The 22,660-nt window shown below is 61.4% G+C and carries 19 protein-coding genes; 12 read left to right on the forward strand and 7 right to left on the reverse strand.

The genetic code is table 11. The features are described 5' to 3' along the window. The 7 genes from N3J91_16325 to N3J91_16355 form a co-directional block, all read left to right on the forward strand. On the forward strand, positions 1-333 hold a 333-nt coding region (locus N3J91_16325), incomplete at its 5' end, for a hypothetical protein (GenBank protein MCX8157979.1). A 76-nt stretch (positions 334-409) separates the two neighbouring features. Continuing rightward, positions 410-1,744 (forward strand): glycosyltransferase 87 family protein, encoded by a 1,335-nt coding sequence (locus N3J91_16330; GenBank protein MCX8157980.1) that lies wholly within the window; start codon positions 410-412, stop codon positions 1,742-1,744. Then, entirely contained in the window at positions 1,741-2,580 is an 840-nt protein-coding gene (locus tag N3J91_16335) for a type II secretion system GspH family protein (GenBank protein ID MCX8157981.1), read from the forward strand. Before N3J91_16330 ends, N3J91_16335 begins: the two co-directional genes overlap by 4 nt. Positions 2,581-2,586: 6 nt before the next feature. Further along, the gene (locus N3J91_16340; protein MCX8157982.1) at positions 2,587-3,186 is read left to right on the forward strand and encodes a DUF1559 domain-containing protein; all 600 of its coding nucleotides are present in this window, start codon (positions 2,587-2,589) and stop codon (positions 3,184-3,186) included. Between the two features lie 108 nt (positions 3,187-3,294). After that, positions 3,295-4,770: a sodium:solute symporter gene (locus N3J91_16345; GenBank protein MCX8157983.1), complete on the forward strand. Its 1,476-nt coding sequence runs from the start codon at positions 3,295-3,297 to the stop codon at positions 4,768-4,770. Between the two features lie 7 nt (positions 4,771-4,777). After that, positions 4,778-5,785: a tRNA-dihydrouridine synthase family protein gene (locus N3J91_16350; GenBank protein MCX8157984.1), complete on the forward strand. Its 1,008-nt coding sequence runs from the start codon at positions 4,778-4,780 to the stop codon at positions 5,783-5,785. A gap of 62 nt (positions 5,786-5,847) precedes the next feature. Further along, a complete protein-coding gene (locus tag N3J91_16355; GenBank protein ID MCX8157985.1) occupies positions 5,848-12,309 on the forward strand; it encodes a lamin tail domain-containing protein in 6,462 nt (2,153 codons plus the stop codon). A 65-nt stretch (positions 12,310-12,374) separates the two neighbouring features. Here the strand turns inward: N3J91_16355 and N3J91_16360 are convergent, their stop codons facing one another. Then, entirely contained in the window at positions 12,375-13,064 is a 690-nt protein-coding gene (locus N3J91_16360; GenBank protein MCX8157986.1) for a sulfite exporter TauE/SafE family protein, read from the reverse strand. A 153-nt stretch (positions 13,065-13,217) separates the two neighbouring features. Between N3J91_16360 and N3J91_16365 the strand changes: the two genes are divergently transcribed. Together N3J91_16365 and N3J91_16370 are read left to right on the forward strand one after the other, a co-directional pair. Beyond that, the gene (locus N3J91_16365; GenBank protein ID MCX8157987.1) at positions 13,218-15,278 is read left to right on the forward strand and encodes a beta-galactosidase; all 2,061 of its coding nucleotides are present in this window, start codon (positions 13,218-13,220) and stop codon (positions 15,276-15,278) included. Positions 15,279-15,305: 27 nt separating this feature from the next. Then, positions 15,306-15,530 (forward strand): DNA gyrase inhibitor YacG, encoded by a 225-nt coding sequence (locus tag N3J91_16370; GenBank protein MCX8157988.1) that lies wholly within the window; start codon positions 15,306-15,308, stop codon positions 15,528-15,530. On the opposite strand, the gene hemB is transcribed toward N3J91_16370, so the two are convergent. The 4 genes from hemB to N3J91_16390 are packed head-to-tail and all read right to left on the reverse strand — an operon-like array spanning position 15,527 to position 19,213. Continuing rightward, positions 15,527-16,537 (reverse strand): porphobilinogen synthase, encoded by a 1,011-nt coding sequence (gene hemB / locus N3J91_16375; GenBank protein ID MCX8157989.1) that lies wholly within the window; start codon positions 16,535-16,537, stop codon positions 15,527-15,529. The two genes, N3J91_16370 and hemB, sit on opposite strands and share 4 nt — an antisense overlap. 29 nt (positions 16,538-16,566) lie before the next feature. Further along, positions 16,567-17,343 carry a tRNA threonylcarbamoyladenosine dehydratase gene (locus N3J91_16380; GenBank protein ID MCX8157990.1) on the reverse strand — a complete coding sequence of 259 codons (777 nt, stop codon included), beginning with the start codon at positions 17,341-17,343 and terminating at the stop codon, positions 16,567-16,569. Then, complete coding sequence (locus N3J91_16385; GenBank protein ID MCX8157991.1) at positions 17,340-18,185, reverse strand: TatD family hydrolase; 846 nt, start codon at positions 18,183-18,185, stop codon at positions 17,340-17,342. The genes N3J91_16380 and N3J91_16385 overlap by 4 nt, the downstream gene beginning before the upstream one ends. Next, positions 18,182-19,213 (reverse strand): LOG family protein, encoded by a 1,032-nt coding sequence (locus N3J91_16390; GenBank protein ID MCX8157992.1) that lies wholly within the window; start codon positions 19,211-19,213, stop codon positions 18,182-18,184. Before N3J91_16390 ends, N3J91_16385 begins: the two co-directional genes overlap by 4 nt. Positions 19,214-19,329: 116 nt before the next feature. Here N3J91_16390 and N3J91_16395 point away from each other — a divergent pair, with 116 nt between their 5' ends. Further along, positions 19,330-19,779 carry a hypothetical protein gene (locus N3J91_16395; protein ID MCX8157993.1) on the forward strand — a complete coding sequence of 150 codons (450 nt, stop codon included), beginning with the start codon at positions 19,330-19,332 and terminating at the stop codon, positions 19,777-19,779. A 153-nt stretch (positions 19,780-19,932) separates the two neighbouring features. On the opposite strand, the gene N3J91_16400 is transcribed toward N3J91_16395, so the two are convergent. Both N3J91_16400 and N3J91_16405 read right to left on the reverse strand, forming a co-directional pair. Further along, the gene (locus N3J91_16400) at positions 19,933-20,205 is read right to left on the reverse strand and encodes a zf-HC2 domain-containing protein (GenBank protein MCX8157994.1); all 273 of its coding nucleotides are present in this window, start codon (positions 20,203-20,205) and stop codon (positions 19,933-19,935) included. A 35-nt stretch (positions 20,206-20,240) separates the two neighbouring features. Further along, positions 20,241-20,885 (reverse strand): sigma-70 family RNA polymerase sigma factor, encoded by a 645-nt coding sequence (locus tag N3J91_16405; protein ID MCX8157995.1) that lies wholly within the window; start codon positions 20,883-20,885, stop codon positions 20,241-20,243. A gap of 119 nt (positions 20,886-21,004) precedes the next feature. Here N3J91_16405 and N3J91_16410 point away from each other — a divergent pair, with 119 nt between their 5' ends. After that, positions 21,005-21,721 carry a Crp/Fnr family transcriptional regulator gene (locus tag N3J91_16410; protein MCX8157996.1) on the forward strand — a complete coding sequence of 239 codons (717 nt, stop codon included), beginning with the start codon at positions 21,005-21,007 and terminating at the stop codon, positions 21,719-21,721. A 3-nt stretch (positions 21,722-21,724) separates the two neighbouring features. Then, positions 21,725-22,624, forward strand: a complete 900-nt coding sequence (locus tag N3J91_16415) for an alpha/beta hydrolase (protein MCX8157997.1) — start codon at positions 21,725-21,727, stop codon at positions 22,622-22,624. Positions 22,625-22,660: the final 36 nt, after the last annotated feature.

Genomic DNA, 22,660 nt, shown 5'->3' on the forward strand with positions numbered 1-22,660 from the left:
GGGCTGCTGAACATCGGCGAGTTTCACGGGGGCCTGACCTCGGCGGTGGACCGGTTGCATTATGTGCTGTTTGCGCAGGCGCTGGTGCTGGTGTGGCGTCTGGACGAGCGGTATTTTGCGTATGCGCTGCTGGTGGGAGGGGTGCCTGGGCTGACGCATATCTACTGGTCGTATCCGCGACTGATGATGATGGCGTTTCCGATGTTTATCGGGCTGGCGGTGTATTTGCGGGAGGGACTGGCGCGGTGGGTTTTGTGGTATTTGGTGGCGCTGATGGGGACGTTGCAGTTGTATTTCACGGCGTTGTACGTGCATAATCGCTGGGCGAGTTGAGGGGGAATGCCATTCGGCAAGACGCCAAAGGGAGAATGCGGAGCGCAAGTGCTACTTGAAACCGGGTTAATTGGACATGAACGAGCAAGGATCACCAGACAAAGTGGCAGTGGATGAATCTCCGCAAGCATTGTTGTCGCGTTGGGCGGCGGGGCGAGTGGTGGTGGAGGTGATGTCGGACCCGCGGCGTTTTTGGATATTTTTTTTGGTGGGCTTTTTGAGCTTGGTGGTGGTGGCGGAGTTGTTTCGCGGATTACGGCATAATCCGCATGCGGACGTTCAATTATACCAAAAGGTGGCACTGAATACCTTGGACGGGCGATTGCCTTACCGCGATTATGTGCTGGAGTACCCGCCTTATGCCGTGCCGTTTTTTCTGGTGACGGCGTTGCAGTCCGGCGAGCGCGGTCATTTGGCCGCGTTCTCAGCGCAAATGCTATTGGTGGACTGGCTGGTAAAAGGACTGTTGCTGTGGATGGTGTTTCGTTGGTGGCGGGAGCAGGAGGCTGCCGCGTCACCAGGTGAGGGGCCAGCGGCGGCGGTGTATGCGCCGACGGCCCGGATGTTTCTGCCACTGGTGGTGTTTTGCCTGTGCACGGCGCCGAACCACTTTTTTTATCTGCAACGGTACGACCTGATCCCGGCAGCCTTGTGTTTGGGGGTGTTGCTGGCATGGTGGCGTCAGCGGCAGGGCCTGGCGGGTGTGCTGTTGATGTTGGCCATCGGGGCCAAGCTGTATCCGGTGGTGTGGGTGCCGCCCTTGGTGGTGCTGGCGTGGCGGACGGGGCGGCTCAGGCCGTTTGTCCTGGGTTTGACGGCGGGGGCTGCGCCGCTGGTGCTTTTGGGGCTGGGGCTGCCCTGGTGGCGTTTCCTGGGCTTTCACGCTGAACGCGGCCTGCAGGTGGAGAGCCTGTTTGCGTCGGTCATCTGGCTGGGGAAACATCTGGGGTTATGGGCCGCGGAATATCGTTCGATCAAAGCGTGGCTGGAGGTGACGGGGCCGGTGGCGGAGCGGTTATTCCCGGTAGCGCGGGCGGTGTTCGTGGTGGCGACACTGGCCGGCGTGGCGGCGGCCTGTTGGCGGGCGCAGCGGGCCAAGGAAGGCTTGAGCCTGCCGGAGCTGGCGCAAACGCTGCTGTTGCCGTTGCTGGCGTTTGTGGCGTTCAACATCATTTTGAGTCCGCAGTACCTGATCTGGCTGGCCGTGGTGGTGGCGGTGGCGGCACTGGGGCCTTGGACGCCGCCGCTGCTGTTGATCACGGTGGCCGCTTTTATCACCCCCATCATTTTTCCGGGTTACCATTACAGCACGGGCGGGTCGCTGTTAGAATCGGTGATCACGGTAATTCGCAACGGTCTGTTGGTGCTGGCGGCGGCCCAACTTTTTCGGCAGATGCGTTCGACGCCATGAAACGGCGGTGTCCACGGGTATGGCGGCGGGGCTTCACGTTGGTGGAGCTGCTGGTGGTGGTGGGCATCATGGCGCTGTTGGCGGCGCTGGTGATGCCGGCTTTGGGGGCGGCCAAACGGCGGGCGGCCACGGTGCGGTGTTTGAACAATCTGCGGCAGTTGCAAGTGGCGTGGCAGATGTACGAGGTGGATCATCACGAGTTGCCCCCCAACAATGACCAGCCGGGCGCAGGGCAAAGCGCCGAACATCCCAGTTGGGTGGCGGGCTGGCTGCGGCTGGACAACGAGCAGGGGGACAAGCGGCAGTCCGTGGACACGGAGCTGCTCGTGGGCGCGAAGTACCGTCCGTTTGGGTCGTTGGGGCCTTATACCCGAAATCCGCAGCTCTACAAATGCGCGCACGACCGCAGCACGGTGCGAATTGACGGGGTGGATTTGCCGCGCACGCGCACGGTGGCGATGAACGCCTACATGAACGGTTCCGGCGTGTGGCAGGATACCAACTACGTGACGTTTCGGCGCTCGGCGCAAATCCCCAACCCCGCGGGGATGTGGGTGTTTATTGAGGAGCGGGAGGATTCAATCAATGACGGATACTTTGCGGTGGCCATGGCGGCCCGGTACGCGATCATTGACACGCCGGCCCAATACCACGAAGGGGCGGCGGTGGTGTCATTTGCCGACGGGCACGTGGACAAAAAGAAGTGGCAGGAGGCCACGACGCAGCCGCCTTTGCGGCCAGGGGTGCACCTGAGCGGCGTGCCGTTTTATACGCCGCCAACGGATCGGGACATGCGCTGGCTGGTGGAGCACACCAGTGTGCCGGCGCGGCCTTAGGGAAAGATGCGACCCCACCACGACCACACCGTAAAGCGTTGGGTGCTGGGCGCCAGCCGCGCCGAGGTGGCGCTGGTGTTGCTGGTATTGGGCATTTTGGGGATGGTGATACTGGCCTTCGTTTCACTGAATCGCGAGCGCACCAAGGAGACGGTCTGCTCCATGAATGTGAGGCGGCTGGCGGTGGCGTTTCAGAATTATGCCGCGGAACATTCCCAGTATCCCGCTTGCGGCAAGCTGGGGGATGAGTTGCCGCAAGACTGGCTGCACTGGCAGCCGGGCCGCCGCATTGAGCAGAGCGCCCTGGCGCCGTGGCTGGGGGAGATTTCCTCGCGCACCATGGCCTGCCCGCGCGATTTGGACACGCGGCATCGGCAGTATCAATTTAGTTATACGATGAACATGCACCTGCACCTGGCCGCGGTGGCCGGAGGGAAGCCCGCCGCCACGGTGGTGGTGTTTGAGGAGGAGCATCCCAATGACGGCGCCTGCCTGCCGGGGCACCCGAGTGACCGGCTGGCGCATCGGCATACTCGGGGGCGGTCCCATGCGGGTTTTGGGGATGGCAGCGTGCGGCTGGTGCGTGAGCATGAGGTGGTGAAGTAGCGCGGAGAGGGGGGCAGGGCGGGGACGAGGGGGCCAGGGTGCGCTCCCCACCGAAAAATGCAAATAATTGCTTGGCAGGGGGGCGGTGAATCCGTTTGATTGCGCGGCATGACGCCCGCGCTGATTCTGGGCTGCATCGGGGTGTTTTTTGTGGTGCTGGTGACCATTGCCTGGCGGACAAGCCGGCAGGCCGGCGCCCATGCGTACTTTCTTGGGGAGCGCAAGTCGCCGTGGTATATCCTGGCGTTTGGTCTGATTGGGGAATCCCTGTCCGGGGTGACCTTTATTTCGGTGCCGGGCCAGGTGGGTTTGCAACAATTTGGCTATTTCCAGATGGTCATGGGTTACGCCCTGGGCTACCTCATTATTGCCGGGGTGTTGTTGCCGTTGTATTACCGGCTGAATCTGACCTCGATTTATTCCTACTTATTCGGGCGGTATGGGCCGCGCACGCAAAAAGTGGGTTCGACCTTTTTTCTGGTCTCGCGTCTATTGGGCGCGGCAGCGCGGTTGTATTTGACGGCGGGGGTGATTCAGCATTTTGTGCTGGATCAATGGGGCGTGCCGTTTGCCGCCACGGTGGCCTTCATGATTTTGTTGATGATGGCCTACACGTTCAAGGGTGGCATCAAAACGATTGTGTGGACCGACACCTTTCTATCGTCATTTCTGCTGCTGGGGCTGTTTCTCTCGATTGTCCTGATTGCCCGGCAACTGGATTGGGGCGTGGGCGCCGTGTGGTCCAACCTGTGGGAGGGGCGTTACAGCCAGGTGTTTTTCTGGGACTGGCAGGCGAAGACCTTTTTCCCCAAGCAGTTCATTGGCGGCATCGTGGTGGCGGTGTGCATGACGGGCCTGGATCAAAATATGATGCAGCGCAACCTAAGCGCGCGCACCCTGCCCGAGGCGCAGAAAAACATCCGGTGGTTTGCGCTGATTGTGATGGTGGTCAATCTGGCATTTTTGTGCCTGGGGGCGCTGCTGCATGCGTATGCCGATGCCAAAGGCATTGCGAAGCCGGCCAATCTGGATCATCTGTTTCCGCTGCTGGCGCTGCAGCATTTGGGCCTGCTGGCGGGATTGATGTTCATCATCGGACTGACCTCGGCCACCTTTGCCAGCGCGGATACGGTGCTGACCACGCTGACCACCAGTTTTTGCATTGACATCCTGGACATGGACCGGCGGCCGCAGTGGGATGAGGCGTATAAAACGCGCCTGCGGCATCAGGTGCATGTCTTTTTCGCGCTGCTGCTGCTGCTGGTGATCTTGACCTTCAAGGCCTTGAACGCGCGGGAGGTGATCTTGCTGGTGTTGAAGCTGGCCAATTACACCTATGGGCCATTGCTGGGCCTGTTTTTCTTTGGGTTGTTCACGCCAATGCGCGTGGAGGATCGGTGGACCCCGCTGGCCTGTCTGCTGCCGCCGGTGGTATGTTACGTGCTGGAAGTTTTCGGCCCGCGGTGGTTGGGAGGCTACCAGTTCAGCAACGAATTGCTGCTGGTCAATGGCTTGTTGACCGCCTTTGGCTTGTGGCTGGCCCGGTGTAAAAACTCCCCCGCGCCCGGGACAACGGCAGGATGAGCCGCGCATGAGTCCGGTGGAATCATTTCGCGCCTTGTGGCGAGGGGGCACGCCTGTGCTGGCGCTGGCGCCGATGCAGGATGTGACCACCTTGCCGTTCATCCGGCTGTTGCATCAATATGGTGGAGCTGATTTGTATGTGACGGAATATTTCCGGGTCCATGCGTCCTCGCGGCCGGAGAAAGACATTCTGCGGTGCGTGGATGAAAACCCCACCGGCCGGCCGATGCTGGCGCAAATGATTGGCAATGACATTCCCGCCCTGATCCGCACCGCACAGGCCCTGTCCCGGCATCCGGTGGCGGGGATCGATCTCAATTTGGGCTGTCCAGCGCCGGTGGTTTATCGCAAGTGCGCCGGCGGGGGGCTGCTGCGGGAGCCGCAGCGGGTGGACCTGATCCTGGGCAGGCTGCGCGAGGCCATCACGCTTCCCTTGACCGTGAAGACGCGGCTGGGGTTTGCGGACGCGGCGGAGTTTGAAACGTTGCTGCCCATCTTTGCGCGGCACGGTTTGGATTTGTTGACGGTGCATGGCCGGACGGTGGCCGATGGCTACGGCGGAGTGGTGCGTTATGATTTGATTACCCAAGCGGCCACCGTGATGCCGTGCCCCGTGCTGGCCAACGGCAATGTTTTCAGCCCCGCTGATGCCGCGCGGGTTCTGCAGCAGACCGGTGCGCGCGGGGTGATGTTGGGGCGCGGGGCCATTCGCAATCCCTGGCTTTTTCGGCAAATTCGTGAGCATTTGGCGGGGCGGCCGGTCACTTTCCCGAGAGGGCGCGAAGTGCTGGCCTATTTGCATGCTTTGGACGAGGCCACGTCCACCCCAAACGTGAGCGAAGCATGTCAGGTGCAGGCACTTAAGAAGTTCAGCAATCAGGTGGGGTTGGGGCTGCCGGAGGCGGCGGCATTTTTGCACGACAGCCGGCGGGCGAAAACACGGGCCGAGTTTTTTGCGGTGTGCGCGGCTCACTTGGATCACGACCACCCCTTGGCACTGGTGCCGGCCGCTTGAAATGGCGGAAAGCAGTTGCCACTGGCGGGGATGGATGTTTTATTAGGGGCAACCAATCTGCTATGAGACGCCTCGCCGTTGTGATCGGGGCGGTGTGTTACGTTTTAGTGACAACCGCACAGCCCGCTGCTCCTTCGTTGGAAATCTCCGAATTTATGGCCAGCAACAACCGCGTGCTGGCCGATGAAGATGGAGATTTTCCGGACTGGATTGAGGTGCACAACCTCACCACCAATGCCGTTTCGCTGGGCGGGTATTATCTGACGGACGATCCGGCTCATTTGCGCAAGTGGGCTTTTCCAGAAATGGTGTTGCCGGCCGATGGTTATCTGCTGGTTTTTGCCTCGGGCAAAAACCGGCGCAACCCGGCGGCGCGCTTGCATGCCAATTTCGAGTTGGCGGCGGAGGGTGAGTTTCTGGCGCTGACGGATGGTCAAGCGGTGGTGCATGGCTTTGTGCCCACCTATCCCCCCCAATCGGAGGATATTTCCTATGGTATTGCCCGGCGGGTGATGGTGGCATCGTTGCTGGACCGCTCCGTGCCGCAGATTCTTATTCCCGCCAGCGCCGGGCAATGGGACAACCGCTGGGCGATGCCGGACTTTGTGCCGTCCGGACTGTGGTTTACCGGTGCCGTGCCTGCCGCCGTAGGCTATGATACCAACAAAGGCAGCGGGGTGGCGGCCAATGTGGCGCTAAGCGGCACGGCATCGCAGAGCACGACGCTCAGCTCCTACAGCGCCAGCCTGGCCATTAATGGGAGCACTTCGGATTTTACCCATACCACGTCGGCGGATTCCGCGCCGTTCTGGCAGGTCACCCTCACCAATCATTTTGCCATTTCGCGGGTCATCCTTTACAACCGCTCCTCCTGCTGCCAGTCCCGTTTGCGGGATATTCGGGTGCTCATCCTGTCCACCAATGTGTCCGGCATTGTCACCAACTGGCAATCGCCGTTGCTGAATCCGGAAAACGCCGGCTACACCTATCCCAACGGCCCCATGAGTATCACGGTGGATGTGGTGGCGTTGAACGGCGAGCCGGTGCTGGGCCGGATGGTGCGGGTGATCCGGATTCCGGATCCCGATTTGTCCGGCTCGGGCGGCCAGGGGAATGCCGATGAACCCAATGTTCTCTCTCTGGCGGAGGTGGTGGTGGAAGGGATGTTGGGAACGGATTTCGGGCTGTACCTTAAAACGGATGTGCAACCGCAAATGTTGGGGGTAAATGCCTCGGCCTTTTTGCGTCTGCCGTTTGTCGTGTCTCCGCAGCAGGCGGTGGAGCGGTTGCGGCTGCGGCTGCGCTATGATGATGGTTTTGTGGCCTACCTCAATGGGGTGGAAGTGGCGCGCGCCAACGCGCCGGCGGTACTGGACTGGAACAGCGCCGCCGTGACCAATCGCACCCTGCCTGCGGCCCGGCTGGAGGAGACGTTTGACCTTAGTGCCCAGGCCGGTTTGCTGGTGCCGGGCACCAACTGGCTGGCGATTCACGCGATGAATGTCTCCGCCCAAAATGGAGACTTTCTCATGGTGCCTGTCCTGGAGCTGCAGCATACCGTCGTATCCAGCTACGCCTGGCTGGTGGATGCCACACCGGGGACGCAGAACAACTCGGATTTCTATTATGGACAGGTGGCGGACACCAAGTTCAGCGTGAACCGGGGATTTTTCTTTGAGCCATTCACCTTGTCCATCACCTCGGCCACCCCTGGTGCGGAGATTTATTACTCCTTTAATGGCGATGAGCCGGCGCCGGGGAAAGGGATGCTGTACACCGGCCCGCTCACCATCACCAACACCACGGTGGTGCGGGCGCGGGCGTTCAAGGCAGGCTACCGGCCCACCAATGTGGACACGCACACCTACCTGTTTTTGGATGACGTGATTTATCAGTCGCCCGATGGCCGGCCGCCGCCCTATTTCCCCGCCAGTTGGGGGCGGAATCGGGTGGATTATGGGATGGATCCCGAAGTGGTGAGCAAGTACACCCGAGAGCAATGGCGTGAGGCGCTCACCCAAATCCCCACCCTTTCGATTGTAACCGAGCTGCCCAATTTGTTTGATCCGGTCATCGGCATCTATGCCAATGCCGACGGGCATGGGGAGGAATGGGAGCGGCCCAGCTCCATTGAGTTGCTGGATCCGACCAATGCAGTGCCGGGACGTTTTCAGGCGCCGTGCGGTCTGCGCATTCGCGGCGGTTACAGTCGCAACGCCAACTTTGTCAAACATTCCTTCCGGGTGTTTTTCCGGCGGGATTATGGGTTGGGCCGTCTGCGATATCCTCTGTTTGAGGACGAAGGCGCCCAGGAGTTCGACACCTTTGACCTGCGCACGAGCCAGAATTACTCCTGGCCGCGGGAGACGGGCAGCAATGGCCTTTACGAGACCATGGTGCGCGAGGTGTGGTGCCGGGAAACCCTGGGGGCGATGGGCCAGCCCTATCGCCGCTCCCGGTATTATCATCTTTACCTCAACGGCCAGTACTGGGGCTTGTATGAAACGGACGAGCGCCCGGAGGCCTCCTATGGCGAGATTTATCTGGGGGGCCGGAAGGAGGATTACGATGTGGTCAAGTGCGCCAACCATGTGGGGAATTTTGTCACGGAGGTCACCGATGGCAATATGACCTCCTGGTCCAACTTGTGGGTGATGGTGCGCTCGGTGCCGGGCAATCCCTCCAACTCCAATTATTTCCGCATCCTGGGGCGCAACCCGGATGGCACACGCAACCCCTCGCTGCCGGTGATGCTGGATGTGGACAACCTGATTGATTACATGATTGGCATCTTCTATTCCGGGGACGGGGATGCCACGCTGTCGGCCTTTCTCTCGAACACCCGGCCCAACAACTGGTTTGCGATGAAGAATCGCAACAACCCGGAGCGGGGCTGGATTTTCTTCAACAGCGACTGCGAGCACACCTTGGGCGCGCCGAGTTGGCAGGTGGACCGCACCGGGCCATGGAGCGGCATTAGCGGCTCGAATGTGGGCAATTTCACCTATTCCAATCCGCAGTACATGCATGAGGATTTGATGAACAATCCGGAGTACCGCCTCCGTTTTGCCGATCACGTGCAGAAGCATTTCTTCAACAACGGGGCCTTGACCTTTTCAGCCTGCACCAACCGTTGGTGGCGCAAGGCCAGTCAAATTACCAAGGCCATTCGCGCCTACTCTGCGCGCTGGGGGGATGCGGCCCCACGGGAGCCGCCGTATGGCGAGACGGACTGGATTAATGCCGTCAACGCCGTGCCCAACACCATTTTCCCCACCCGGGCCGACGTGGTTCTGGCGCAGCTCAAGACGGACGGTTTGTATCCCGCCGTGAATGCCCCCGGTTTCAACCGTCACGGGGGTTACGTGACCAATGGCTTTCCGCTGGCCATCAGTTTGAACAACCCCAGCGGGGTGGTGTATTACACGCTGGATGGGAGCGATCCGCGCCTGGTGGGCGGCGCGGTATCCCCGACGGCGGCCGCCTATACCGCGCCCATTCCACTGACCGGCAGCGTGCGCGTCAAGGCGCGCGCCCTGGTCAACAATGTTTGGAGCGCGTTGCTCGAGGCGGACTTCCTCACGCCGGAGCTGCCGTCGCTGCGTGTTACCGAGTTGATGTATCATCCGGCGCCTCCCACGGCGGCCGAACAGGCGGCCGGATTTACGGACGCCGATTTGTTTGAATATCTGGAGTTGCGCAATGTAGGCACCCAGACGGTGGCGCTCGCCGGTGTGCGCTTCATTGAGGGCATCAGCTTCCAATTCGAAGCGGGTACGCTGGCGCCCGGCGCCCGGTTGGTGCTGGTCAGAAATCGGGCGGCTTTTACCCTGCGCTATGGCGCCCAGACGCCGGTGGCCGGTGTGTATGTGGGCCAGCTCAGCAACGCCGGCGAGACGCTGCACCTGGTGGATGCCGCCGGCCGCACCATTCAACGTTTTGGCTATGGCGATGGATGGTATCCCATCACAGATGGCTATGGGTTTTCGCTGGTGGTGGTGGATGAAAACGCGCCGGCCTCGCTATGGGATAACCGCGCCAATTGGCGGCCAAGTGGCGCGTTTAACGGCTCGCCGGGTGGCCCGAATCTGGCGCCGCCATTGTTTCCGGCGGTGGTCGTCAACGAGGTGCTGGCGCATTCCGGCCCCGGCCAGGTGCGGGCGGTGGAGCTGGCCAATTTGGGGGACACACCGGCCGACATCAGCGGCTGGTGGCTGACAGACGATCTCAACCAGCCGTTCAAATTCCAATTCCCGTCCAATTCCATAATCCCCCCCGGCGGCTTCCGGGTGGTGATGGAGAGCGAATTGATCTCCGGTATGGGAGGGCTGACGTGGAGCGGCAGTGGTGGCGCGGTGGGCTTGTTCAGTGCCAACCCGCAAGGACAGCTTAGTGGTTATTACCATGGCTTTAACTTCCGCGGCTCCGAGGTTGGCGTGTCCTGGGGACGGCATGTGACCAGCACGGGCGCGGAGCACTTTGTCCGGCAGGCGCGCGTCACGCTGGGAGAGGCCAACGCCGGGCCGGCAGTGGGGCCGGTGGTGATTGCCGAAATCATGTATCGGCCGCCAGACCTTGGCACCAACGACAACAGCCGCGAGGAGTACATTGTTCTGGCCAATATAACCTCCCAGCCTGTTCTATTGTTTGATCCGGCCTCACCTACCAATACCTGGCGCATTTCCGGGGGGGTGGATTTTGTGTTTCCCACCAACGTCTGGCTGCCACCACGGGGGCGGTTGATGCTGGTCAATTTTAATCCTGTTAACAACCCGGGCGAGCTGGCTGCTTTTCGCCAGAAATACGGTGTGCCGCCTGAGATGCCCATATTGGGCGCGTACGCGGGCAAGCTGGACAATTCCGGCGAAGATGTGGAGCTCAAGGCGCCCATCGAATTTGCCACAGGTTTCCGGGGGGAAATGATGGTGGAGCAGGTGAGCTACCGCGACAACGCTCCGTGGCCCGGTGGCGCCGATGGTTTTGGCGCATCTCTGCAGCGGATTGATTTGAGCGCCTACGCCAATGATCCGGCCAACTGGCGGGCGGCCTGGCCGCGGTGGGCAGGTGGGCCGCTGATGGGGGCCGCGCCCGTCTTCACGCTCCAACCGCAAAGCCAGACGGTGGTGGAGGGTAGTACGGCCGTTTTCACGGCCACGGCCACGGGTGAGGGGCCGATTACATACTATTGGCGCTATAAGGGCACCGTGATTGCCACCAACACCAGCGGCCTGCTCACCCTCACCAATGTGAGCCTGGCGCAACAGGGCAATTACTCGGTGGGCGCTGCCAACGCGCATGGTGTGACGCTGAGCGAAGCGGCCGCCTTGGCGGTCTTATCTCTGCCCTCCATCGTCCAACCGCCCCTCAGCACCAATGTTTTGGTGGGCGGCAACGTGACCCTGACGGTGGTGGCCAGCAGTCCCTGGCCGCTGGGCTATCAGTGGCAGAAGGATGGGGTGGACATTCCCGGGGCCAACGGTGCCTCCCTGACGCTCACCAACGTGCAAATCGCCCATGAAGGCGCTTACCGGGTGATTGTGTCGGATTTGGTTGGGGCGCGCGTCAGCGCCCCGGCCTGGGTGCAGCCCATGCGGCGGGTCACCACGGTGCAGGGCATCCCCTCCACACTCACCGTCACTGCCGGGGTGGACGTGGTGTTTGCGCCGGTGTTTTCGGGTTATCCACCACCGTTTTATTACCAATTCCAACGCGTGCCGGTGGTGTTGGAAAATCGGGTGACGGAGGTGACCAATCCTGTTTTTCGGATCGTCAACATTCAAATCACCAATGCCGGCGTGTATCGGATCACGGCCACCAACCTGGCCGGCACAGGGGCCAGTGTGCTCTGTAATGTGACGGTAATTTCCTGGCCGCTGATCACCAATCAGCCGCTCAGCCGCTCGGCGCCTGCCGGCACTAACGTCACCCTGACGGCTGGCGTGGCCGGCACGGCGCCGTTATCCTTCCAGTGGTACAGGGCTGGCGGAGAACCTTTGCTGTGGGCGCGCACCAATAGCCTGACCCTGACCAATCTGCAGGCTGGCGTTAATGACGGGGGGTATTATCTCGTGATCACCAACGCCTACGGGGCGGCCACCAGTGACGTGGCCGTGGTTTCGGTGGCGGGATTGGACCTGGATGGTGACGGCCTGCCCGATGACTGGGAAGCCCGCTACGGCCTGGGTTCCGGGCCGGGCCATGGACGGGACGATGATCCGGATGGCGACGGTCGCACCAATTACGAGGAATACCTCAGCGGCACGCATCCGTTGGATGCCCGCAGTGTGCTTAAAGTGGAGGGATTCGCTGTGAATGCCTCGCAGGGTGCGCTTCTGCGATTCACCGCCCAGCCCGACATTGCCTATGTGGTGGAGTATCTCTCGCCCCTTGGGGCGGGGCCGTGGACGGTGTGGACAAACCTGCCGGCCCAGCCCACCACCAATGCCATTCTGTTGATTGATCCTGCCGCACGAAACTCACCCCAAATCTATTACCGGATTCGAGCCTGGCGGCCCAATCCTTGAGGGGGCTGCGTGGAGTCTCTCAGCGGCGCCTCCTGTTGGCAGATGATGCCGGGCGGCGGGCAGGTTTAATGTCCACCCTCAGCTTGGGCGAGGAAGAGCCATGCCAGACCGATGCCGAAGGCCGCCAGACCGCACAAGGTCATCAGACTGCGGTAGGCCTTCAGGCTGGAGAGCTGGAACCGTCGGGCCAGCCAGCCAATCAGCAGGGAGAAAACGGCCATGCTCAGGATGGTCCCGGCGGCAAACGCGGCCAAATAAAGAGCGCTTTCCCATTGGGTGCGCATGCCCAGCATGGGCAAAATGCCCAGCAGATGCGAGCTGCCGGCCAGGCCATGCAAAACCCCAATGCCCATGGCGGCGTGGACATGGCCATGGGAACCAGGGGATCGCGGGCCGATTTCATGCACGTGCAAATGTGCGTGGGGGGAGGACTGGTGGCCGTGGTCATGAGGGTGCGCGTGAACCACCAGCCGATGTGCTTTGTGCACCCCCCATACACCAATGCCCATGAGCAGCACCCCCACCAGTTTTTCTCCCCAATGGGAAATCGCCTCCACGGGGAGCCATTCCCGGGCCAGAAGCGCGAGCAGACCCACCAGGGCCACGCCGGCTGAATGGCCTATGCCCCAGCGGGCGCCGGGCACCCAGGCCCGTTGAGGATAGCGGGTGGCCAGCGGCGCAATGGCCGCGAGGTGGTCCGGACCGGACCACACATGCAAGGTGCCCGCCAGCCAGCCGCTAAAGAAAGCAATCATAACAACTGTCCTAATCGTAATACTACCCCAATGAATGCGCAACGGAAAAACCGGAGGCTTCAGCGGCAGGCAGGCCAACGGCATTGGCCCGCCGCCTTTCGGGTTGTCAGCCTGTCGCCGGTGGGGTAACTTGTAGCAGTCACCCAAAGCCTTATGTATTTTGGCGCCGATTATCATCCGGAGCATTGGGTTTATCCTTATGCTGGCACGGCGGAGGAGCCGGAACGCCGTTGGGAACGCGATGCGGAATTGATGGTGGCGGCAGGCATCAACGCCGTGCGCATGGGGGAGTTCACCTGGGGGATCTGCGAGCCGGAGGAGGGAAAATATGATTTTGCCTGGCTGCGGCGGGTGATGGACGTCATGCAGCGCCACGGCATCAAGGTCGTGCTGGCCACGCCCACGGCGGCCCCGCCGTTGTGGTTGAGCCAGAAACATCCGGAGATTTTGCCGATTGATGAGAAGGGGCTGGTGTTACATGAGGGCACTCGCCATGCCTGCTGCCTGAACTGCGATGTCTTCTGGGAATACTCACGCAAAATTGTGACGGCGATGGCCCGGGCGCTGGGAGATCATCCCCAGCTCCTGGCCTGGCAGATTGACAACGGCATTGGCGGCCATGCCACCGAGTTTTGTTACAATCCGGAAACCCGCAAGGACTGGCACGATTGGTTGCGCGCCAAATACGAAACGGTGGAGCGCCTCAACGAATGCCTGGGACTGCGGTTCTGGGGCCAGACGGCGACGGCGTTTGAACAGGTGCCCATGCCCATGCGGGCGCCCACCGCCCATCATCCGGGCTTGATGCTCGACTGGATGCGTTTTTCCAGCGACACCATCGTAGCCTACCTCAAAATGCAGGCCGAGCTGCTGCGGGAGCTGACGCCCCACGCGCCGGTCACCACCAACATGCGCATCTTTGGCCGGCACTATGACCAGTTTGATGTGGCCGAAGTGCTCGACTTTGTGTCCATGGACAGCTACGCCACGGTTAAAACCCGATCAGCCATCAATGCCTGCGAAATTGACATGGCGCGTTCGCTCAAGAAACGGCATCGCCGCCTGCCCGGAGAGGGGTTAAACTTTTGGGTCATTGAACAGAAGGCGGGGCAGGTGAACTGGCAGGAGGTCAATCCGCTGCTGCGTCCCGGGGTAACACGGCTGTTCACCTACCAGTTTATTTCGCGCGGCGCGGATGCGGTGTTTTACTTTTATTGGCGGCAGCCGCGTTTTGGCACCGAGCAATTTTACGGCGGCGTGCTGACGCATGACGGCCGGGGGGAGAACCGGGTGTACCGCGAGATCTGCCAGATTGGCGAGGAGATGCAGCGGCTGCGTCCTTTGTTGCAGGGCACCGAAGTCAGGGCAGAGGTGGGCCTGCTCTACAGCCACGCCAACGAATGGACCCAGAAGCTGCCGTTTCAGCCCAACCGGCATTTTCGCCAGCATGATCACGTTCTGTTGTATTACACCGCCTTGCACGATCGCAACATGCCGGTGGACTTTGTGCGGACGGACGAGGATTTAAGCCGGTACCGGCTCATCATTGCGCCATCGCTGCGCCTGTACAGCGAGGTGGAGGCCGCGGTGCTGCGCCAATATGTCGAGCAGGGCGGCACCCTGGTATCCACCTGCAACAGCGGGTTGCTGGACGAGAACAGTATGGTACCGGATGGCGGGCTGCCTTATTTGCTGGGCGATGTCTTTGGGCTGGAGGTGCAGGAATTTGACACCCTGGCACCGGGCGAGGAAAACCATCTGGCCTTTCGGGGCACATTCCCCACCAGCGCCCTGCATCCGGCTTGGTTATGGTGCGACATTATCGAGCCGCGCGGCTGCCAGATTGTGGCCACGTATGCCAAGGATTTCTATGCCGGCCGGCCGGCGGTGACGATCAATGATTATGGCAAGGGCCGCGCGGTCTATGTGGGGACTGTCAGTCATCAGCCCTTCTATTTGGATTTGATGGCCTGGCTGCGAGGCATGGCGGGGTTGCATCCGCTCCTTAAAGTCCCCGACACGGTGGAGGTGAGCCTGCGCGAGGGCAACGGCAAGAAAGTGTTTTTCCTGCTCAATCACCAGGCCTCGCCGGTGCGGATTACGTTTTACAAGCCCGCCCATGATTTCTTGAGCGGCCGCACCTTCACGGGCAATTACGACATTCCTCCCCACGGCGTCCTGGTGCTGGATGAACACGTGGCGCCGGCTGTGTGAAAACACTCCCTGTGCTAAGCTGCGCCCATGGCAGTGCCGCGACGCATTAAATGCCCCACCTGTAAAAAGGTGGGCGACTGGTTTGGCGGTCCCTACGGGCCTTTCTGCTCGGAGCGATGCCGCCTGATTGATTTGGGCAGGTGGCTGGGAGAGGAGCACCGTATCTCCGAGCCCTTGCAGGAGCCTCGGCTGAGTGACGGGGCGCCTGCGCCGCAGTCCCCTGCCGGCCCGGAGAAGCCGCGGGAAGGTTAACGGGCGGAATTTAACCGGCGCGCCATGTCCACCGCGGCGTAGGTGATAAGAATGTCAGCCCCGGCGCGCCGCATGGCCAGCAGACTTTCCCACTGCACTGCGGCCTCATCAATCCATCCCCTGGCCCCGGCCGCTTTGATCATGGAATACTCGGCGCTGACGGCATAGGCCGCGGTGGGCAGGCCGAAGGTGATCTTGACCCGGTACAAGACATCCAGATAAGCCAGGGCCGGCTTCACCATGACAATGTCGGCGCCTTCCGCCACATCGAGGGCCACTTCACGCAACGCCTCGTCCCCGTTCGCCGGGTCCATTTGGTAGCTGCGCCGGTCCCCAAACCCTGGGGCCGACTCGGCTGCCTCACGAAAGGGGCCATAGAAGGCGGAGGCGAATTTGGCCGCATAAGCCATGATGGGCGTCTCGGTAAAACCGGCCTTGTCCAGGGCTTCCCGGATGGCGCGCACCCGGCCATCCATCATATCGCTGGGGGCGACAATATCGGCCCCCGCCCGGGCGTGGCTGAGGGCGGTTTTGGCGAGCAGTTGAAGCGAGGGATCGTTGAGTACGCGGCCGGTGCGGTCCTTTTGGTCCACGAGCCCGCAGTGACCGTGGCTCATATACTCACAGAGGCACACGTCCGTGATGACCACCAGTTGGGGAAAAGCCTTTTTCAGTTGTCGCACGGCCTGCTGCACGATTCCCTGCGGGGCATAGGCCTCCGAAGCGCGTTCGTCCTTGCGCGCCGGCAGGCCAAACAGCAAAACGGCCTGGACCCCCGCCTCCTGGGCACGGCCCGCTTCTTTGACCAGTTCATCCACGGAAAGCTGGCACACGCCCGGCATGGAATTCACCGGTTGACGCACCCCCTGTCCATGGCGGACGAAAAGCGGCAGCACCAATTGATCCGCACTCAGGCGGTTCTCGCGCACCAGGCGCCGCAAGGCCTCGGTCTGACGCAGGCGGCGCAACCGCCGCACGGGAAAATCACCTGCAAACCAGGTATTCATAAAGGCCAATGTATCGCAGGGAGGGCGAATTAACGAGCCTGATTTTCTCCGGCCACCGTGGGGCATTCCAATAAAAAGCGCAAGGCTTCATGCGCCAGCCGCAAGCCAAACAGGCCGGTGAGGGTTGGCAGGCTGCCCAGTCCCGCCCGTGGGTCCAAAAGATTTGGCTCCTCCTGGGACATTTTTTCATCCCGCCGGGCTGCCACCCCCAAGGGGGCCGCCGGTTCGGTGGAGTAGATGCATAAAAAGTCTCCCGTGAAGCCGGCGCGGCGCAGGCGTTGCCGCAAATGCCTGGCCAGCGGACAGGCGGTCACCTGGGAAAACAATCCCGCCTGCACCTGGGCCGGGTCCCGGCGTCGGGCGGCCCCCATCGAGGCCATGAGGGGAATACCGCGGGTGTGGGCTTCAAGCACCAGCGCCATCTTGCCGGTGACTGAATCAATGGCATCCAGAACCAAATCCGGCTGGCCGCTTAGGGCTTGTACGGCGGTCTGACGATCCAGTTTTAACGCCAGCGTTTCCACCTGGCACCGAGGGTTGATGTCGAGCACACGCTCACGTGCCACTTCGCATTTGAGGCGTCCCAAAGTGGATTCCAAGGCAAACAGTTGGCGGTTGAGGTTGCTGAGCTGTACCCGATCAAAATCCACCAGCCGCAGGCGGCCCACGCCTGCGCGGGCCAGGGCTTCGGTGGCAAAACTGCCCACCGCCCCCAGACCGGCCACGACGACGAAGGAGGATTGCAGCCGTTGCAGGCCGGCTTCGCCGATGAGCTGGACGGTGCGGGTGAAACGGGGATCGCTCATGGGGCGGGCGGAGGCCCCGGGGCAGGTAATAGCCGAGGCCCCAGAAACCTTTGCGTGTTTTGCCAGAGTTGTTGTGCCAGCGCTTCTTCGCTCATCCCCAAGAGGGCGGCCACCCCTCGCAAAATGGGCCGCAGGTTGGCTGGCTCGTTGACCCGGCGTCCGTGCTGGTCCTGCAGGGGGCGCAGGCAGTGAGGCGGCGGCGGGGGCATGTCGGGCGCATCGGTTTCCAACAGCAAACGGTCTGGTGGAATCAGCGGCAGCGTTTCACGCCGCAATTTTTTGCGTTCGTCCAGGGTGCTGCCGCCGTAACTGAAGTAGGCGCCCATTTCGGCCAGGGGTTGGATCAGCTCGGCGGGGCCGCCGTAGGCATGCAACAGAAAACCGGCCGGCAGCGGCGGCTCGTCGCGCAGAACGTCCATCAACCATCCCCAGGCGCGTACGCAGTGGATCATGGCGGGCAGCCGGCGGCGCCGGGCCACAGCAAGCTGGGCGCGAAAAACCTCCTCCTGCGCCGCTTCGTCGCGCGGTTCTTTCCACCGGTCCAGCCCAATTTCCCCCACGGCCGAGGGGACGGCATCGAGGTGCTGCTCCAAGGTTTCCAGCCATTGCGGTGAGCGCGCGCCGACATACCACGGATGCAACCCAAAACACGGCACGATGGCGGGGTGCGCGCGGGACTGTGCCAGCACCTGGGGCCAGTCGCTTTCCTCGGCGCCGTTGTTGATGAATCCCTGCACCCCTGCCGTGCGGGCCAGATGGAGTATTTCGTCCAGCCGCGCGGAAAGGAAATCATCCTGCAAATGCAGGTGCACATCCACAAGGGGGCAGGGCAGGGGATTCACAGCGTATTGAGCCGGTCAATCAATTCGCGCAGCCGGCCATAATTCTTGCGGTTGAAACCAAAGGCCAGCCGGGGCAGCGTGGGCACGTCCTCATCCTCGATTTCCTCCGGTGTGGCCTGAATGAGGCGGAAGGGCTCGCCTTTGACGATGTCCGCAAAGTCCTCGTTCAAGCTGCGCAGGGCGCCGGGGCTGGGGGCGTGTTGGAGCCGTAACACGAGGAGGTCTTTGACATAACGGAAGGAATGGTAATTGCGGTAGAAGCGGGTGATCCACCTCACCGCCTGTTCCGGGTCGTCGGTGATCTGATAAAGATTTAGATCTTCGGGCGATATCAACTCATTGCGAAGCAGGTGTTCCCTAACGTGCTTGTCCCAGGTTTTCCAATAAGTCCCCCCGGGGCGGTCAATCAACACCAGCGGCATGATCTGGCTTTTGCCCGTTTGCATGAGGGTCAGGGCCTCGAATCCCTCGTCCAACGTGCCAAAACCGCCGGGAAACAGGGCCAGCGCATCGCTCTGCCGGATAAAGGTCAGCTTGCGGGTGAAGAAATATTTGAACGTGATGAGTTTTTTGTCCTGGGAAATGACCGGGTTGGCCGATTGCTCCCAGGGCAGGCGGATATTGGCGCCAAAACTTTTTTCCGGCCCCGCCCCTTCATGTCCGGCCTGCATGATGCCCGGGCCGGCGCCCGTGATTACCATGTAACCGGCCTCCACCATCCGGCGGGCAAACTCCACGGCTTGTTTGTACTCGGGCCGCTGGGGGCGGGTGCGAGCCGAGCCAAAAATGGCCACCTTGCGCACGGCGGCGTAAGGCTCAAACAATTTGAAAGCATAACGCAGCTCGCGCAGTGCCGTCTGGATGATGCGCACATCGCCCCGGTGTTTGACGTCCTTGAGCAGCTTGAGGGCGGTGGCGATCATGTCCGCCACCAAATCCTCGTTGTAACCACCCCCCTGGCTGGCCACGAGTTCTTCAATGCGCTTTTGCAGCGCCCCATCCACCGGCTTGCGAGTGCGTTGTTGCATGAGCGAGTTAAACCGTAAAGGCGCCCGACTGACAAGCCCGCTGTCTTCTTCCGGCCGGCGCGGCTGTTCTTGGCCGTTCTTAGCAGTTGAGCTGCCATGGCCGGTAGAATTTAACATTGTCAAAGCTGTTAAATGATGGCATTTTACCAGTTGAATCACCTGTAAAAGCCAGCCTCCCTGAAAGGCTTGCCGGGCAGGTGGTGTGGCTTGTGCCGCCTGTCAGCGCCCCACGGCGGCCGGGCCGAAACGAATACATCCAAAATCCCATGAAAACTACTCGCATGCTTGTGGCAGTCCTGCTGGCAGCCGCTCTGAGTCTGGGTACTTCTGCTGTGCTGGCGGCGCAATCTTGTTGTGTGCAGGCCAAATCCAAGGGCAAAGACTGCGCGCACCCCTGCTGCGTGGAAGCCCGCAAGGCCGAAAAAACCTGTGAGAAATGCCAGAAGGATGCCTCCTGCTGTGACAAGGCCATCGCCAAGGGCAAGGCTTGTGCGCATCCTTGCTGCGTGGAGTCCGCCAAGGAAAAGAAGATCTGCGAAAAATGCAATTCTCCCGCGAAGAAGTAAGCAGGTTGATTTAGGACTCCTGTCCTGGCAGGAGAATCGGACGAGCCCCGGGCTTGGGGGAGGGGGTTGGGGAAGGGGCCTGTTAAAGGTGGGCTGGGTTTGGGGAGTGCGGCCCGACACTAAGGGCCAATCAATTCCCTCCGCGAGCCGGGGTCACGGGGCGTGCCTGTTCTTTTCTTGCTCCAGGCGCGCCTTAAACTTTTCGCGCAACAGGGCATGGATTTTTTCCCGGCACTGGGGCGGAATTTCGTATTGCCGTCCATCCTTGCACAACAGAATCGTCTGCCGCAGGTTGTTGACCACCACCTGGCAGGGCTGGCAATGGGCCAGATGCTGCTTGAACTCCTCGCAAAGAGGGGCGGCTTCGTTGCCGTCCACGTATTCATTGAGGGCGGCCAGGATTTCTTCGCAATTCATGGTGCTCATAATGATGGAGTCGCCAAGCCAGGAAAAGTTACAGCTTAATCTTCGGCTTCCTCGTGCTGGTGGGGGGCAAGGCGGCGTTCAGGATCGCCCAGCCATCGCGTCAGGCGTTCGCGCAGTTGCAGCCGGGCCCGCAACAGGCGCACCTTGACATTGGCCGGGGTAATGCCCAGCGCGGTGGCGGTTTCTTCCACCGACAACCCCTCCACGTCGCGCAGCAGGAATACCACCCGGTGTTTTTCGTCGAGCTCGGCGAGGGCCTGCTCGATAAGCTGGCGCACCTCCTGTCGTTGGGCCAGGTGCTCCGGCGTGTCCCGCCAGTCGGCAATAAATTCGGGGTGCGGCGGAGGGCCCTCCTGTTCCGGGGTGGGATCCACGGAAGCATCCAGGGAGATGGTGTCCAGCCCCTTGCGCTTGCGCAGGATTTTAAAGGCGGCAAAGGTGGCCACCCGATAAAGCCAGGTGCGAAACGAGCTTTCCCCCCGGAATGAATCCAGGTTTTCGACGAGATTTAAAAACGTCTGCTGGGTGACGTCTTCGGCATCCTGCTCATGGCGGAGGAGGCGCATGGCCAGGTTGTACACGGGCTGCTCGTAGCGGCTCACCAGTGTCTCCAAGGCTTCCAGGCTCCCTTGGCGGGCTTGCTCAAGCAGGGCTTCGTCCGAAAGTTCGGCCTGTGGCACGGGGGCAGGCTAAAGGACTCCCGGTATCTAAAGAAGCAAAAACTTACATGGCTTCCCGCCGCCTGTCCCCGTTGCATTTTCAGCGCGACAGTGCGCAAGGCTTGACGCATAATAAACCCATGAGCTTAGCCGCCGACCTGAAGCAGGCAGCCATTCTTAATACCTTGCGAAATTGCCGGATTTTCCACGGCCTTTCGACCGAGGATTTGACGGCCATTGCGGCGGCTGTGGTGGTGAAACCGTTGCAAAAAGGGGAATATTTGTTTCGCGAAAGCCAGCCGTCACAGGGCTTTTATATTGTGCAGGCCGGCGCGGTGAACGTGCATCGCGTCAACGCCGCGGGCAAAGAGCAGGTGATTCGCATCTTTCGGGCCGGGGAGACTTTTGCCGAGGCCACACTGGCCACCGATGCGGGCTACCCGGCGGATGCCAAGGCGGTGGAGCCATCGCAGGTGTTGCTGGTGCAAAAGTCGGCTTTTCTGGCGCTGCTGCGCCGGCAACCCGAGCTGGCCTTGCGCATGTTGGCCTCCATGAGCCTGCACTTGCGCGCCCTGGTGGCGCAGATGGAAGACCTGATGATGAAGGATGTGGAGACCCGGCTGGCCAACTGGCTCATCAAGCGGTGCCCCCACCCCGAGCAGCCGACGCCGGTGACCATCGAGCTGAGCATGACCAAGCGCGTGCTGGCGGCCGAACTGGGCACGGTCAGCGAGACCCTTTCCCGCACACTGGCAAAGTTCAAGTCGCAAAAACTCGTTTCTGTCAAAGGCCGTACGGTCACGGTGCTGGACCCGCCGGGATTACGGCGGTTGTTGCAGAAAAATTTGGGAGAATAAACCATGAATCATGGAATCTGGCTTTTCCTTATGTGCAGCATGGCGTTTGTCCTTCATGCCGCACCCGCACCGGTCACTTTGCCTCTCTGGCCGAACCAGCCACCGGGCGAAACGGAAACGTACGGTGAGGAGCGCGACACCACTAACGAGAAGGGGGGCTTGGTGGCAGGGCGCCGGGTGATGCGGCTGGCACCGGTCAGCCGGCCCACACTGACGTTTTACCCGGCGCCAGCGGAGCGGAACACGCGCACCACCATCCTGGTATGTCCGGGGGGAGCCTATCATATTCTGGCGTGGGATTTGGAGGGCACCGAGGTGGCGGAATGGTTGAACTCGATTGGCGTGAATGCCGTCCTGCTGAAATATCGCGTGCCCATCCGCAAGAACCGGGAGCGTTGGGAGGCGCCGCTGGAGGATGCCCAGCGGGCGATGGGGCTGGTGCGTGCCCGCGCCCGGGAATGGAATCTGGATCCGGAGCGTCTCGGCGTTCTGGGCTTTTCGGCGGGAGGGCATTTGTGTGCTCTGCTGTCCTGCCGCCATGCCAGCCGGCATTACGCGCCGGTGGATGAGGCCGACAAGCTAAGTTGCCGGCCGGATTTTACGGTGTTGGTTTATCCGGCTTACCTTACTGTGCCCAAGGAGAATGATGCCATCGCTCCTGAACTGACCATTTCCTCCAATCTTCCGCCCACTTTCTTGGTGCAGACACAGGATGATGGCGTGCGAGTGGAGAACAGTGTCTATTACTACCTGGCCTTGAAGAAGGCCGGCGTGCCGGCGGAGTTGCATCTCTATCCCCGCGGTGGTCACGGCTACGGATTGCGGCCCACGGACAACCCGGTCACGCATTGGCCCCGGCGGGTGGAAGAATGGCTGCGCGCCAGCGGCTGGCTCAAACCTTAAGCCGCAGCCCGGGGGCGGCTGCCGACACCCGGGATG

Source organism: Verrucomicrobiia bacterium, assembly GCA_026414565.1.
Classification (GTDB): Bacteria; Verrucomicrobiota; Verrucomicrobiia; order Limisphaerales; family Fontisphaeraceae; genus Fontisphaera.